We start from the raw sequence: 12,901 nt of genomic DNA, 5'->3' as shown, positions 1-12,901 counted from the left end.
TCACAGCCGGTAACCTTGGCGATCATGGCTCGCCGCATCGACTACTCAGCCCGTTACAAGCACACCCCGAAAGAGGTGTACAACGCGTTCACCAACCGTGACTACTGGGATGCGCGCATCGAGGAGATGCGGAAGTACTCCGAGAACCACATCGAGCACTTCGACGTGAACGACGACGGGATCGACATCGTCCTGCACCACATCCTGCCGCGGTCGGAACTCCCCGAGATCGCGCAGACCGTGATGAAGAAGGACATGGTCATCACACGCAAGGAGTCGTACACGCCCTTCGGTGAGCCGACCACGGGCACGTACGAAGCCTCGATCCCGGCGGGCCCGGGCAGCCTGACGGGCACCATGAAGCTGTTCGCCACCGAGACGGGCTGCACGTTCCGCACCTCGTCCGAGGCCAAGGTGTATCTGCCGTTCATCGGCGGGAAGCTCGAGCAGCTGATGCTCGTCAACCTGATCGACCTCTTCCGCGCCGAGGCCGAGATCACCGAAACGTGGTTGTCGCAGCACTAGCAACCACCGCACGGATTTCCCATGACTTCAGCGACGCTGAAGCGGCCTCACGGTGTCATCACCCGGGGTACGACAGGCATCAATCGGCTGCGACGCAGCGACCGCTGGCTCGTCCACGACGCGCTGGTGCGCCGGACGCTGCACGCATCCGCCGACCCGCTCGTCGTCGACCTCGGGTACGGCGCCCGGCCGCACACCACGTTCGAGCTCGCCGACCGGTTGACCGCCGTGCGCGGCGACCGCCGGGTGGTGGGGCTCGAGATCGATCCCGAGCGTGTGGTCGAGAGCAGGAACGGAGTGAGTTTCGCCCGCGGCGGGTTCGAGCTCTCCGGACTGCGACCCGTCCTGGTCCGCGCGTTCAACGTGCTGCGTCAGTATCCCGAGGATGCGGTCGGGCCGGCCTGGGCGCGGATGCAGTCCGGGCTCGCACCGGGCGGGCTGATCGTCGACGGCACGTGTGACGAGCTGGGCCGCCGCTGTGCGTGGGTGCTGCTCGACGCCACCCGCCCGCTGTCGCTGACGCTGGCATGGGATCCGTTCGCCGTGGAGAAGCCGTCGGACATCGCCGAACGGCTACCCAAGGCGCTGATCCATCGCAACGTCCCGGGTGAACCGGTCCACGCCCTCCTCGCGGCAGCGGATCGTGCGTGGGCCACCGCGGCGCCGCACGGCTCGTTCGGACCGCGGGTGCGGTGGCGGGCCGCCCTCGCCCTGCTGCGCGCGCAGGGACTTCCCGTGCAACCCCAGCGCCGCCGGCTCCGCGACAACATCCTCACCGTTCCGTGGCACCTGGTCGCGCCCGGTTCCGGCACGAATTAATTCACGCGACATCCCCCACAGCGCGCCGTAGAGTCACTTCACGAAACATGTTGTGCCGGTGCGCAGGCGAGGGCTACTTCGACTGTGGATCGCGTGGTCGCCGGTTCGAATCCGGTCAGGGACGCAGGTCCCTGTAGCTCAGTGGTAGAGCGCGTCCGTGCCTCCGCCGACTCCGAACTCGGCACGACATGCGTGCGCGCCACCCGGTGCGCAGACGACGGATACTTCTCAGGTGAAGTGCGCAAGCACGCGGTTCGACTCCGCACCCCGTCGTCGCCTCGATCTCGGGTGGCGCGCACCCCACGAGCACCGACACCTCCCGGAAGGAGGAACACCCATGAGCAAGTTCAACCTGAAGACGCTGCGCCGCACCAAGGTACAGAGCCCCGTCACGTCGGAAACGCAACCGGCCGGCCGCACGTTCGAGGGCGGCAGCGGCTACGCCCGCGACGCGAAGAGCGAGCTGTTCCTCCTCGCCGTCACCAACATGGTGGGTGAGCACACGTTCTACGAGTCGGCTCCGGACCGCGACGGCCGGTTCGTCCAGCTCGTCCACGAGGTCACGCTGTCGGACCCGGAGTGGACCGCCCGCCTGATCGGGTGGCTGCGCCGCGACGCGCATCTGCGTTCGGCGTCGGTGGTGGCCGCGGCCGAGTTCGTCCGTGCCCGGCTGGGCGCCGGTCTGCACGGCGGCAACCGCGCCGTGATCTCCTCGGCGCTGGAGCGGGCCGACGAGCCGGGTGAGATCCTCGCCTACTGGATTGCGCGCCACGGTCGTTCGATCCCGAAGCCGGTCAAGCGCGGTGTCGCCGATGCCGCTGTCCGCCTGTACTCGGAACGCTCACTGCTGAAGTGGGATTCCGATTCCAGGGACGTCCGCTTCGGCGACGTCCTCGAGCTCACCCATGCGTCGCCGTCGGCGACGTGGCAGGGCGAGCTGTTCCGGCACGCGATCGACCGGCGGCAGGGACGCGAGAACACGATCCCCACCGGCCTGCGGATGCTCACGGAACGGGCGGCGCTGGCGGTGCTCCCGCCGGAGGATCGGCGTGCCGTCCTCCGGACCCCGGAGCGGCTGTCGGCGGCCGGCATGACGTGGGAGTCGCTCGCCGGCTGGCTGCAGGGACCGATGGATGCGGCAGCATGGCAGGCGGTGATCCCGTCCATGGGGTACATGGCTCTTCTGCGCAACCTGAGGAACTTCGACGAGGCCGGGATCCCCGACCACGTCGCGGAACAGGTAGCGGCCCGGATCGCCGATCCGGGGGAGGTCGCGAAGTCGCGGCAGCTGCCGATGCGGTTCCTCGCGGCCTACCGGAACGCGCCGAGCCTGCGGTGGGGACACGCACTCGAACGGGCACTCGGGGCGTCGCTGTCCGCGGTCCCGTCGCTGCCCGGCCGCACCCTGGTGCTCGTCGACCGGTCCGGATCGATGTTCTACAGCCGCGTCTCGGCGCGGTCGGAACTGACGCGGGCGGACGCGGCCGCGGTGTTCGGCACCGTACTGGCGGCGCGCGCGGAGCGGGCCAACCTGGTCGAGTTCGGCTCGGACAGCCGGTTCGTGCCGTTCAAGCACCAGCCGGTGCTGCGGGTCGTCAACAGTTTCGGCGACCTGGGCGGCACGGACACGGCGTCGGCGGTGCGGAAGCATTACCGCGACCACGACCGCGTCGTCATCGTCACCGACGAGCAGGCGGCGTGGGGCGATCCGACCCGGCACGTCCCGGCCGACGTCCCCGTGTACACGTGGAACGTGGCGGGCTACCGCCACGGACACGGTCCGACGGGGTCCGCGAACCGCCACACGTTCGGCGGACTGTCGGACGCCGGATTCTCGATGATCCCGCTCCTGGAGGGCACCCGGGACGGCGAGTGGCCGTTCTGATCCCGGAGCGGTGATCCGTCAGGTGCAGGTGGCCAGTGCGTGTTCGACGCGCTGCGCCACCTGCGCCGGCAGGGATCCGCACTCCCCGTGCAGTGCGCGCGCATTCAGTCGCCCGATCGCGACGCCGTCGGCGACCACCTCGTCGAGCAGTTCCTGCGAGATGCCGCTCGCGGCGAGGTCGAGTGCCGTGCACAGCGGCGTGGTAATGCGCAGGGGGCCCACCTGCTCGCAGTCCTCCGGGCGGAGCGACCGCCGGTGCAGCGCCAGCTGCTGCGTCGGCGACGGCGGTGACAGCACCGTCGAGAGGTGGATGAACCGCGGGTACAGGTGCCCGAGGCCGTGAAGTTCGGCGGCACTCTGGTGGGAGACCGCGGCGGCGGCACCGAACCAGGTGCACCACTTAGCGAACTCCTCGAGATCGGAGTGCGGACAATCCTTCAAGCGGAACAGATCTCGCTCGACCTTGACCCACGAGCCGTCGGCGACGCGCTCATCGATCTCGTCGGCGGCGAAACCGAGGCGCAGCACTTGCGCAGTGGTGAAGAAACCCGCCTGAGCCGTCGCGACGCGTGTCAGCTCTTCACCGACACCTTCGCGCTCCGGGTCACCGGGACGTGGAGCCAACCATCCGGACATTCCCCTAGATTACTGGGCGTTTGTGGCACGCATCACAATTTCTGCGGATCTCGGCGACCCGCCGCGGGCGCATTCACAGAAATTGTTCAGAGTTGTCGGGAAGAATCCGTGTAATGGCAGCCCGAACGAACTCCGCACCCCGAAGTAACCGTGTGCTCGTCATCTCTCTTGTCGTCATCGCCGCGCTCGTGGCGGTCCTCGTCGGCGGCGAACTCTTCGTGCGCAACAGAGTGAAGACCTGCATGGCAGACCAGTTCGAGAGCCAACTCGGCTCACAGGTGGACGTGGGCCTGAGCTGGAAGCCGGTCCTGCTCCAGTCGGTCGACAAGAACGTCCCGTACATCACGATCGACAGCGACGACACCAAGTTCGGCCCCGCCCAGGGGATGCAGGTGCACGCTCAGGTCAACGACATCCGGATCGAGAACACCGCGGACAGCAGCGGCACCATCGGCAGTTCCGACGCGGACATCACCTGGTCCACCGCGGGAATCCTCGCGACGCTGCAGCAGCAGGCGTTCGGCTCGCTCATCAGCGGTGTCACCGCCGATTCGAGCGCGGGCACCCTGCGGTTCTCCGTCGGTCCGGCCGGGCTCGCGGACCTGACCGTCAAACCGGAGGTCGTGAACGGGACCGTGAAAGTGGAGACGGTGGGTGCGGCGATCCTCGGTTTCGGCCTCCCCACCGACCTGGTGGACGGGGTCGTCCAGATTCTGACTTCGAGCCTGCAGACCTACCCGCTGGGCATGCAGCCGACGTCGTTGAAGGTCACCGACGACGCCATCGAGATCACCCTCGAGGGTGGCGCCTACACGATGCCTGCCGCCGGCACCCAGCAACAGCAGCAGGAACAGCAGAGCAGCTGCGGCCTCCTGGTCTGATCGACCGTCGGGTCAGTCGGGCAACCCGTCCAGGACGGCACGGGTTCCCGACAGTCCCAGCCGCGTCGCACCGGCCGCGATCATGTCGAGCGCGGCCTGTGCGGTGCGGATCCCGCCGCTTGCCTTCACGCCGATTCGCCCTCCGACGGTCTGCGCCATCAGCCGCACCGCCTCCACGGTCGCTCCCCCGGCCGGATGGAATCCGGTGGACGTCTTCACGAAGTTCGCCCCGGCCCGCTCGGCGGCCCGGCACGCTTCCACGATCGCCTCGTCGCTGAGCGCGGCGGTCTCGAGGATCACCTTCAGGACCGTGTGGTCGCCGACCGCCTCGCGGACCGTGAGGACGTCGGCCAGCACCGCGTTGAAGTCGCCGGCCACGGCGGCCCCGATGTCGATCACCATGTCGATCTCCTGCGCGCCCTGGTCCACGGCGAGCCGAGCCTCGGCCCCCTTGACCAGCGAGTGGTGCTTGCCCGAGGGGAACCCGACCACCGCGGCGGTCACCAGACCCGGCGCCTTGACCGGCAGCATCGACGGCGACACGCAGACGGCGAGCACCCCGAGCGAGCGCGCCTCGGCGATCAGCGCCGTCACGTCGTCGGTGGTGGCCTCGGGCTTGAGGAGCGTGTGGTCGACGAGGTCGGCCACCTGGGAGCGGGTCAGTGCAACGTCGGACATACCTGTGAGCTTCGCACAATGCCTTCCAGGGCTTGCGGCACGGCCTAGCATCGCCGTATGAGCGATCCGGGATCGATCTTCGACGAGGCGCGGCTGGAGTTCGACCGGCTGACGACGGCCGTGTGGACGCCGGCCGGGCAGTCACTCGCCTTCCAGCTCGGACTGCGTCCCGGCGACGCCGTCCTCGACGTGTGCTGCGGCGCAGGCTCTTCGGCGCTCCCCGCAGCCACCGCCGTGGGTCCGTCGGGCCTCGTCCACGGCGTCGACCTGGCCGACGAACTGCTCGAGCAGGGGCGGCTGAAGGCGTCGGAGCGTGGATTGCAGAACATCGAGTTCGTCTGCGCGGACGCCACCACCTGGGAGCCGCCGAGCACCGTCCCGGAAGCGGGCTACGACGCGCTGGCCTGCTCGTACGGCGTGTTCTTCCTGCCCCACATGGATGCCGCGTTCACCCGGCTCGCCGGCCTCGTCCGGCCGGGCGGCAAGGTCGGGATCACGGTGTGGCGGCGGGGCGCGTTGCGCGACTTCGCGAGCGCGTTCCAGGACGCCGTGGCCCGGCACCGGGAACCCGAGCCAGAACCGGCCGGGTCGCCGTTCGATCCACTCGAACGCATCGACACCCCGGACGCGCTCCACCAGTGGCTGGGCGAGCTGGGCGCGCACTCGACCGAGGTCCGGGAGCTGTCCAACATCATTCCCGCCACCCCCGAGTTCGCCTGGGACCTCGTCCTGGGTGGGAACTTCCGTCGCGCGCTCGCCCCGTTCGACGCCGGGACGGTCGAGCAGATTCGCCTCGATCTCCTGCAGCTGCTCACCGAACGCGCGATTCACGACATCGACGCCGGCACCCTCGTCGGCACCGCCGTGGTGAACGGCCGGAGCGCGACCTGAAAGACTGTTGCCCATGAGCGCTGCTTCGACCGAGGACCACCGGTACGTTCTTTCTCTCGGCTGCCCCGACCGCACCGGCATCGTCGCCCGGATCTCGACGTTCCTCGCCGAGGTCGGCGGCTGGATCGTCGAGGCGGCGTACCACGCCGACGCCGACACCGGCTGGTTCTTCACCCGGCAGGCAGTGCGTGCCTCCTCGGTAGACATCTCGATCGAGGAACTCCGGGAGCGCTTCGCGGCCGTCGCCGCCGAACTCGGCCCCGAGACCGAGTGGACCGTATCCGACACCGGTGAGCGAAAGCGGGTGGTGCTGCTGGTGAGCAAGGAAGCGCACTGCCTCCACGACCTGCTCGGCCGCGCGGCCGGAGGCGAGTTGCCCGCCGACATCTGCGCGGTGATCGGCAACCACCGCGATCTCGAGACCGTCACCAGGCAGCACGGCATCGACTTCCATCACGTCCCGTTCCCGAAGGATCCCGCCGAACGCGGGCCCGCATTCGAGCAGGTGCGTGAACTGGTCGACGCCCATGACCCCGATGCCGTCGTGCTGGCGCGTTTCATGCAGGTGCTGCCCTCGGCACTGTGCGAGCACTGGGCCGGCCGGGCGATCAACATCCACCACAGCTTCCTGCCGTCCTTCGTCGGGGCCCGCCCCTACCACCAGGCATTCGCCCGCGGTGTGAAGCTGATCGGCGCAACCTGCCACTACGTGACGGCCGAACTCGACGCGGGCCCCATCATCGAGCAGGACGTGATCCGCGTCGACCACGCAGACGAGGTCGCGGACATGGTCCGGCAGGGTCGCGACATCGAAAAGCTCGTGCTGTCCCGTGGCCTGCGCTGGCATCTCGAGGACCGCGTCCTTGTCCACGGCCGTAAGACGGTGGTGTTCAGCTAGTTTCGTCGTCCCGCTACTGGGACGGCAGCAACGCCAGCACTTCCGGGACGGGCCGCAGGTGGGCGGTGAGGATCTCCAGCGCCTGGTCGGCGTCGACGGCGTCGAGTGCGGCGACGAGCGCCCGATGCTGCGCGTTGATGGTGTCGAGCCGCTGGGGTCCGACGTTCAACGCGCGGACGGCGACGCGTTGCTGCCGCGACCGCAGCGAATCGTAGAGTTCGGTGAGCACCGAGTTCTGCGCTGCGCTGACCATGGTCAGGTGGAATTCGCGGTCGAGGCCTGACACCGCGAACCAGTCCTGTTCGCGGCCCGCGGCTTCCATCGGCTCGATCAGATCGACCATGTGCGCGGGTGCGCCGACTCCCCGCGCACACAGGGTGGACACCGCATGGCCTTCGATCAGCAGCCGGGTCTGGTAGACCTCTTCGAGTTCGCGACCGGTGACCGTGCGCACCTGCGCACCCTTGCGCGGAAGCAGCGTGATGAACCGTTCGGCGGCGAGCCGGTGAAACGCCTCTCGCACCGGGGTGCGTGAGACTCCCATCGTCCCGGAGACCCAGAGCTCGTCGAGGAATCGGCCGCCTTCGATGGACCCGCGGATGATCTCGTCCCGCAGCCAGACATAGACCCGATCTCGTGCCGGTCCGGATTCACCGGTGGGCCCGGCGAGCGTCGATGCCGACATCTCGATCCCTTCGTCGAACGGTCCATCGGATTGACGGACTCGTAACAAATTGATCATACAAGCTATGGACACACCAAGTATTCTCTGTGTATACATGACATATACAGAGCGATGTGGGGGCGGTCACAGCGCAGTGACCGCCGAGAGCCACCCGCTTCCGGCAAGCGACCCCCCGAAAAAGGAGACCACCAGCATGTACAGCACCCCCGCCGATCGGCGTTACGCGATCTGGCTGTCCGACCCGAGCTTCGCCGCAGCGGAGATCGCGCGCGGCATCGGCTACGGCGCCGTGGTCCTCGACATCGAGCACGGATCCTTCGACCTCGCGGATCTCGAACGGTTCATCCCGTTCCTGCGCAGCCTCGGCATGGAGGTCCTGGCGAAGGTGCTCGGACCCGAACGCGGCCCCATCCAGCAGGCGCTGGACTTCGGCGCGACGGCTGTCGTCATCCCCCACATCGAGAATGCGGCTCACGCAAAGGAAGTCACGGCATTCGCGAAGTTCCCGCCACTCGGCGACCGGAGTTTCGCGGGCGGCCGCACCACCAACTACGGCGGTTTCACCGACGAGTGGGTCACGGAGCAGGACACGTTCACCCGGTGCTACCCGATGATCGAGGACGCCGGAGCGATCGAGAACATCGCCGAGATCCTGGCACTCGACACCGTCGACGGCGTGTTCGTCGGACCGTCCGACCTCTCCCTCCGCCGCGAACGCGGGGCATACTCACGCGAAGAGGGTGACTTCACCGACCTCGCCGCGGTGGCCACGGCCGCCGCCGAGGCGGGCAAGCCCTGGGTGCTCCCGGCATGGAGCGTCGAAGAGAAGGAGTTCGCGGTGCATTACGGGGCCGACCAGATGGCGCTGATCATGCAGCACGGCGCACTCGCCGCAGGATTTGCGGCACCGTTCGAGCAGATCAAGCAGATCAGGGAGTCACGATGACGACCCAGACGTCGGGACCGGTATCCCCCGACAGCGCGGAAGCGGCGGCCCACCCCAAGGTGGGCCGTGCCCGGTGGACCATCGCCGGCGTTCTCGGCGTCGGCATGTTCGTCAACTACATCGACCGCGTCAACCTCTCGATCGCCGCCCCGGAGATCATGCGCGACTTCGAGATCAGTGCGTCGCAGATGGGCATGGTGTCCTCCGCATTCCTCTGGACGTACGCCATGCTCCAGATGCCGATCGGATCGTTCATCGACAAGATCGGCGTCCGGTGGGTCAACCGGGCGGCGGCGTTCCTGTGGGCGGTCGCCTCGTTCGCGTCCGCCGCCGCAGGTGGTCTCGGCATGCTGCTCGTCGCCCGTCTGGTCCTCGGCGTCGGCGAGGCGCCGACGGTGCCCGCAGGCTGGAAGGCCATCGGTCAGTGGTTCCCCCGGCAGGAGCGTGGAACCGCCACGGCCATCTTCGACGGGTGCGCGAAGATTTCCAACGTCATCGGCATCCCGATCATGGCCTTCCTCGTCACCACGTTCAGCTGGCACGCGGCGTTCATCTTCACCGGCATCCTGTCCGTCGGTTACCTGGCCGTGTGGTGGCTGCTCTATCTCACCCCGAAACAGGCTCTCGCCAAGGGCCGCCTCAGCCAAGCGGAATTCGACTTCATCCGGGCCGGCGGCGCGGAGGACGAAGACGCCGAGACGGCCGGGTCGCTCAACGGACTGGGTTACCTGCTGCGCCGGCGCAAGACGTGGGGCCTGGCGCTCGGCTACGCGTCGTACACCTACGCCTACTACGTCCTGCTCACCTGGCTGCCGGCCTATCTGGAGAAGCAGTTCGGGGTGAATCTGCTCAAGGGCGGTATCTACACGATGATTCCGTGGCTGGTCGCCGTCATCGCGCAGTTCCTCATCGCGGGCATCCTGATGGACCGATGGCTGGCGCGGACCGGCGACGTCACCAAGGTGCGCCGAACCGTGCTGGTGGTCAGCCTGCTCGCGTCCCTCGCGGTGACGGGCGCAGCGTACGCGGGATCGATCGCCGTCGCGCTGATCTTCCTGTCGATCGGCGCAGCCGGACTGGCTGTGTCCGTTCCCGCCGGTTCCAGCATCGTCGCCCTGATCGCCCCGCAGGGGTACACAGGATCGCTCGGCGGAATAGTCAACTTCGTCGCCAATCTCCTCGGGATCGCGGCGCCCATCGTGACCGGCATGGTGGTCGACTCCACGGGCTCGTTCGCGGGGGCCTTCCTCGCGACCGGAGCGGTCTTGATCGGCGGAATCTTCTGTTACACCGTGGTGCTCGGCAAGATCGAACGGATGCCGGCACCCGTCACTTCGGAAAGGCACTGACATGGTCGACATCGCAATCGCTCAATTCGCACCGGGTTCGGACAAGCAGGACAATCTCGGCCGAATCGCGAAGTTCGCCGAGGAGGCGGCGGCGGGCGGCGCCCGGGTACTTGCAGCACCCGAATACGCGATGTTCACGGTCCCGACGATGGACGAGCGGTTCGTGGACTCCGCCGAATCCCTCGACGGCGAGTTCGTCACCGGGCTCGGCGAGATCGCCGCCCGCCACCGGTTGATCCTCGTCGCGGGAATCAACGAAGCGATCCCGGGCGAGCGCCGCATCTTCAACACCCTCGTCGCGGTTGCCCCCGACGGCAGTATCGCCGCCGCGTATCGGAAGCTGCACCTGTACGACGCATTCGGTTACAAGGAGTCGGACTTCGTGCAGGCCGGCTCGATCGGCGAACCCGAGACGTTCACCGTCGACGGCGTCACCTTCGGCATGCAGACGTGTTACGACCTGCGGTTCCCGGAGGTGACCCGGCGCATCGTCGACTCGGGCGCGGACGTCCTGGTCCTGCCCGCCGAGTGGGTGCCCGGCCCGCTCAAGGAAGACCACTGGACCACGCTCGTCCGCGCCCGGGCCATCGAGAACACCATCTACGTCGCCGCGGCCGACCAGAGCGCCCCGGCCGGTTCGGGTGCGTCGATGATCGTGGATCCCATGGGGGTGGTGATCGCGTCCCTCGGTGAACGGGTCGGGACCGCGATCGGCACCGTCTCCCCCGAGCGCATCGCAGAGGTCCGCGCCAAGAACCCGGCGCTGTCGCTGCGCCGTTTCGGTGTGGTCGCCAACCAGTAGATGCCGACGAATTGGTCAGGCTCACAGGCTATTGCGTGTGAGCCTGACAAATACGCGGGCAACTGTCGGATCAGAGATTGCGGAGCCGGACGATCTCCTTGTCGAACTCGTCGATGCTCTCGACGGAGCTCATGTGGCCGACGCCGGGCAGGACGATGAGCCGCTCGAGGTGACCGGCCTCGTCCAGGACGCGAGCGAGCTTGCGGGCGTGGACAGGTGGGGTCAGTCGGTCCATGGAGCCGACGAGCACCGTGGTCGGGACGTCGAGGTTGTCGAGAGCCTCGTGGATGTCGAGGCCGCTGAGCGCGGCGCCCCAGCCGCCGCGGATGCGCGGCTTGCAGTCCCGGACGATGTTCTCGCAGAACTGGACTTCGGCGCGGGAGGCGTTCGGCGACATCGACACGTACTGGAGTGCGCGCGTCATCACCGGCGACGACACCAACGGAACCGGGGTGCTCAGGACGGCGCGGCCGACCGGAACCGGCACGCGCGGAAAACGATTCGGCAGCGGGATGACGGTGGTCTCGGCGATGAGCCGATCACAGGCGGTGCTGGCGAGCAGAACTGCCGACGCGTACTTCTTCACCTCGTCGGGGTGACGGCCTGCCCACGCCATGATGCTCATGCCACCCATGCTGTGACCGACGAGCACGGCCTTCTTGTCGTCACGCACCGTCGCCTTCAGCACCTCCGACAGGTCATCGGCGAGGACGTCCGGGCCGAGCGGGAGCGAGCCGACGGTGCTGCGGCCGTGCCCACGCTGGTCGTAGGTGATGACCCGGTACTCGTCCGCCAGCGCGTTCACCTGCGGGTACCAGTATTCGGTGGAACAGGTCCAGCCATGGCTCAGCACAATGGGATCGCCGTCCACCGGACCGTAGGCGCGGACGTACAGCGTCGCTCCGTCGTCGGTGAGGATCTCCGTCACGTCCGGGCGCAGGTTCGGGGTGCGCAGCAGCTCGTTCGGCGCCACCTCGGTCGACAACGTCAACCCGCGGGTGGCGCGCTTGTGGCGGATCGCCGCTGCCGCGGCGACGACGGCGCCCACTCCGGCTGCGCCGGCTAGTGCCCGGAAGGCGATGGCGCGCGAACTGCTGGTCATTCCTGCCCCTGTCCTGTCTAACTTGCTCTGTTGGTGTCTGTGCTCGTCGCCGGGCCCGGTGTCTCACCGAGTTGCCGGGCCGCCCGTTCGAGTGCCTTGGAGATCTGTTCCTCCATCGCCTCTTCGAACAGCGACTGGACGGCATCGCGCGTGAGGGGACGCATCTGGTCGACGAGCCGCGCGATCTCCGAGACTTTCGCCTCGTCGAGTTCGAGCGGCTCGCCCTCGGCGGCGAGGTAGCGGTCCGCGACGACGGCGACGAACCGCGCGGCGACGTCCGAGAGGTCTCGTCGCACCGCCGCGGTCTGTTCGAGGACGTCCTCGAGCGGGATGCCAGCGGCGACGAGGACCTGCGCCGCCTCGACCAGTCGTGGATTGTTCACCGAGTAGTCGCCTCCGGAGGGAACGAGCACTCCGAGTTCGGTGCCCTTGGCGATGTTGGCCTCGGTGGTCTGCGCACCGAACATGCATTTCAGCTCGACGATCGTGAGGCGGGCCGCTCGCCTGCGCTTCTTCCATCGGCTGCCCGGGTCGTCGGTCTCCAGAACGTCCTTGACCTGGAGGCCGTAGTGCGCAGCCGTGAGAAGTTCGCTGATGGTGGCGAACGTGTAGCCGCGATCGAGCATGCGCCCGATCAGGTGCAGACGGGCGAGGTGCGATTCGTTGTACCACCCGGTGCGCCCCTGCTTCCGTGGCGGCGGGAGCAGTCCGCGGTCCTGGTAGACGCGCACGTTGCGCACGCTCACCCGCGCCTCGCGCGCGAGGTCGTCGATCCGGTATTCCTTCATCGGACGATGTGCGCCC

Annotated in this window: 14 protein-coding genes; 9 read left to right on the top strand and 5 right to left on the bottom strand. The window is 68.0% G+C overall.

The window, feature by feature from the left end:
• Positions 1-24 precede the first annotated feature (24 nt).
• The 3 genes from QM693_RS16000 to QM693_RS15990 all read left to right on the top strand — a co-directional run bounded on the left by QM693_RS16000 (position 25) and on the right by QM693_RS15990 (position 3,229).
• On the top strand, positions 25-525 hold the full coding sequence (locus QM693_RS16000) for a DUF2505 domain-containing protein (RefSeq protein ID WP_005560412.1): 501 nt from the start codon (positions 25-27) through the stop codon (positions 523-525).
• A 21-nt stretch (positions 526-546) separates the two neighbouring features.
• The gene (locus QM693_RS15995; protein ID WP_283352839.1) at positions 547-1,344 is read left to right on the top strand and encodes a class I SAM-dependent methyltransferase; all 798 of its coding nucleotides are present in this window, start codon (positions 547-549) and stop codon (positions 1,342-1,344) included.
• 337 nt (positions 1,345-1,681) lie between these two features.
• Positions 1,682-3,229: a TROVE domain-containing protein gene (locus QM693_RS15990; protein WP_283352838.1), complete on the top strand. Its 1,548-nt coding sequence runs from the start codon at positions 1,682-1,684 to the stop codon at positions 3,227-3,229.
• An 18-nt stretch (positions 3,230-3,247) separates the two neighbouring features.
• Here QM693_RS15990 and QM693_RS15985 read toward each other — a convergent pair whose 3' ends face one another.
• A complete protein-coding gene (locus tag QM693_RS15985; protein WP_105416033.1) occupies positions 3,248-3,865 on the bottom strand; it encodes a type IV toxin-antitoxin system AbiEi family antitoxin domain-containing protein in 618 nt (205 codons plus the stop codon).
• Positions 3,866-3,978: 113 nt separating this feature from the next.
• Between QM693_RS15985 and QM693_RS15980 the strand changes: the two genes are divergently transcribed.
• Positions 3,979-4,746: an LmeA family phospholipid-binding protein gene (locus QM693_RS15980; protein WP_105416035.1), complete on the top strand. Its 768-nt coding sequence runs from the start codon at positions 3,979-3,981 to the stop codon at positions 4,744-4,746.
• Between the two features lie 12 nt (positions 4,747-4,758).
• Here the strand turns inward: QM693_RS15980 and deoC are convergent, their stop codons facing one another.
• The gene (deoC, locus tag QM693_RS15975) at positions 4,759-5,424 is read right to left on the bottom strand and encodes a deoxyribose-phosphate aldolase (RefSeq protein ID WP_009474772.1); all 666 of its coding nucleotides are present in this window, start codon (positions 5,422-5,424) and stop codon (positions 4,759-4,761) included.
• A 57-nt stretch (positions 5,425-5,481) separates the two neighbouring features.
• Here deoC and QM693_RS15970 point away from each other — a divergent pair, with 57 nt between their 5' ends.
• Both QM693_RS15970 and purU read left to right on the top strand, forming a co-directional pair.
• A complete protein-coding gene (locus tag QM693_RS15970; RefSeq protein ID WP_283352837.1) occupies positions 5,482-6,315 on the top strand; it encodes a class I SAM-dependent methyltransferase in 834 nt (277 codons plus the stop codon).
• Between the two features lie 13 nt (positions 6,316-6,328).
• Positions 6,329-7,213 (top strand): formyltetrahydrofolate deformylase, encoded by an 885-nt coding sequence (purU, locus tag QM693_RS15965; RefSeq protein ID WP_283330995.1) that lies wholly within the window; start codon positions 6,329-6,331, stop codon positions 7,211-7,213.
• A 13-nt stretch (positions 7,214-7,226) separates the two neighbouring features.
• Here the strand turns inward: purU and QM693_RS15960 are convergent, their stop codons facing one another.
• Positions 7,227-7,898: a GntR family transcriptional regulator gene (locus tag QM693_RS15960; RefSeq protein WP_280779857.1), complete on the bottom strand. Its 672-nt coding sequence runs from the start codon at positions 7,896-7,898 to the stop codon at positions 7,227-7,229.
• A 193-nt stretch (positions 7,899-8,091) separates the two neighbouring features.
• Here QM693_RS15960 and QM693_RS15955 point away from each other — a divergent pair, with 193 nt between their 5' ends.
• Genes QM693_RS15955 through QM693_RS15945 form a run of 3 tightly spaced genes read left to right on the top strand, consistent with a single transcriptional unit; the run spans position 8,092 to position 10,995 of the window.
• Entirely contained in the window at positions 8,092-8,844 is a 753-nt protein-coding gene (locus tag QM693_RS15955; protein ID WP_280779856.1) for an HpcH/HpaI aldolase family protein, read from the top strand.
• The gene (locus QM693_RS15950) at positions 8,841-10,193 is read left to right on the top strand and encodes an MFS transporter (RefSeq protein WP_009474777.1); all 1,353 of its coding nucleotides are present in this window, start codon (positions 8,841-8,843) and stop codon (positions 10,191-10,193) included. The genes QM693_RS15955 and QM693_RS15950 overlap by 4 nt, the downstream gene beginning before the upstream one ends.
• Position 10,194: 1 nt before the next feature.
• Positions 10,195-10,995 carry a carbon-nitrogen hydrolase family protein gene (locus QM693_RS15945; protein WP_280779855.1) on the top strand — a complete coding sequence of 267 codons (801 nt, stop codon included), beginning with the start codon at positions 10,195-10,197 and terminating at the stop codon, positions 10,993-10,995.
• Between the two features lie 70 nt (positions 10,996-11,065).
• Here QM693_RS15945 and QM693_RS15940 read toward each other — a convergent pair whose 3' ends face one another.
• Entirely contained in the window at positions 11,066-12,097 is a 1,032-nt protein-coding gene (locus QM693_RS15940) for an alpha/beta fold hydrolase (protein ID WP_283352836.1), read from the bottom strand.
• A 17-nt stretch (positions 12,098-12,114) separates the two neighbouring features.
• The gene (locus QM693_RS15935; RefSeq protein ID WP_283352835.1) at positions 12,115-12,885 is read right to left on the bottom strand and encodes a MerR family transcriptional regulator; all 771 of its coding nucleotides are present in this window, start codon (positions 12,883-12,885) and stop codon (positions 12,115-12,117) included.
• Between the last annotated feature and the right edge of the window lie 16 nt (positions 12,886-12,901).

Source organism: Rhodococcus sp. IEGM 1305 (genome assembly GCF_030058635.1).
Lineage (GTDB): Bacteria > Actinomycetota > Actinomycetes > Mycobacteriales > Mycobacteriaceae > Rhodococcus_F > Rhodococcus_F opacus_D.
The sequence above is the reverse complement of the archived record's forward strand: the minus strand, read 5'-3'. Positions and strand labels throughout refer to the sequence as shown.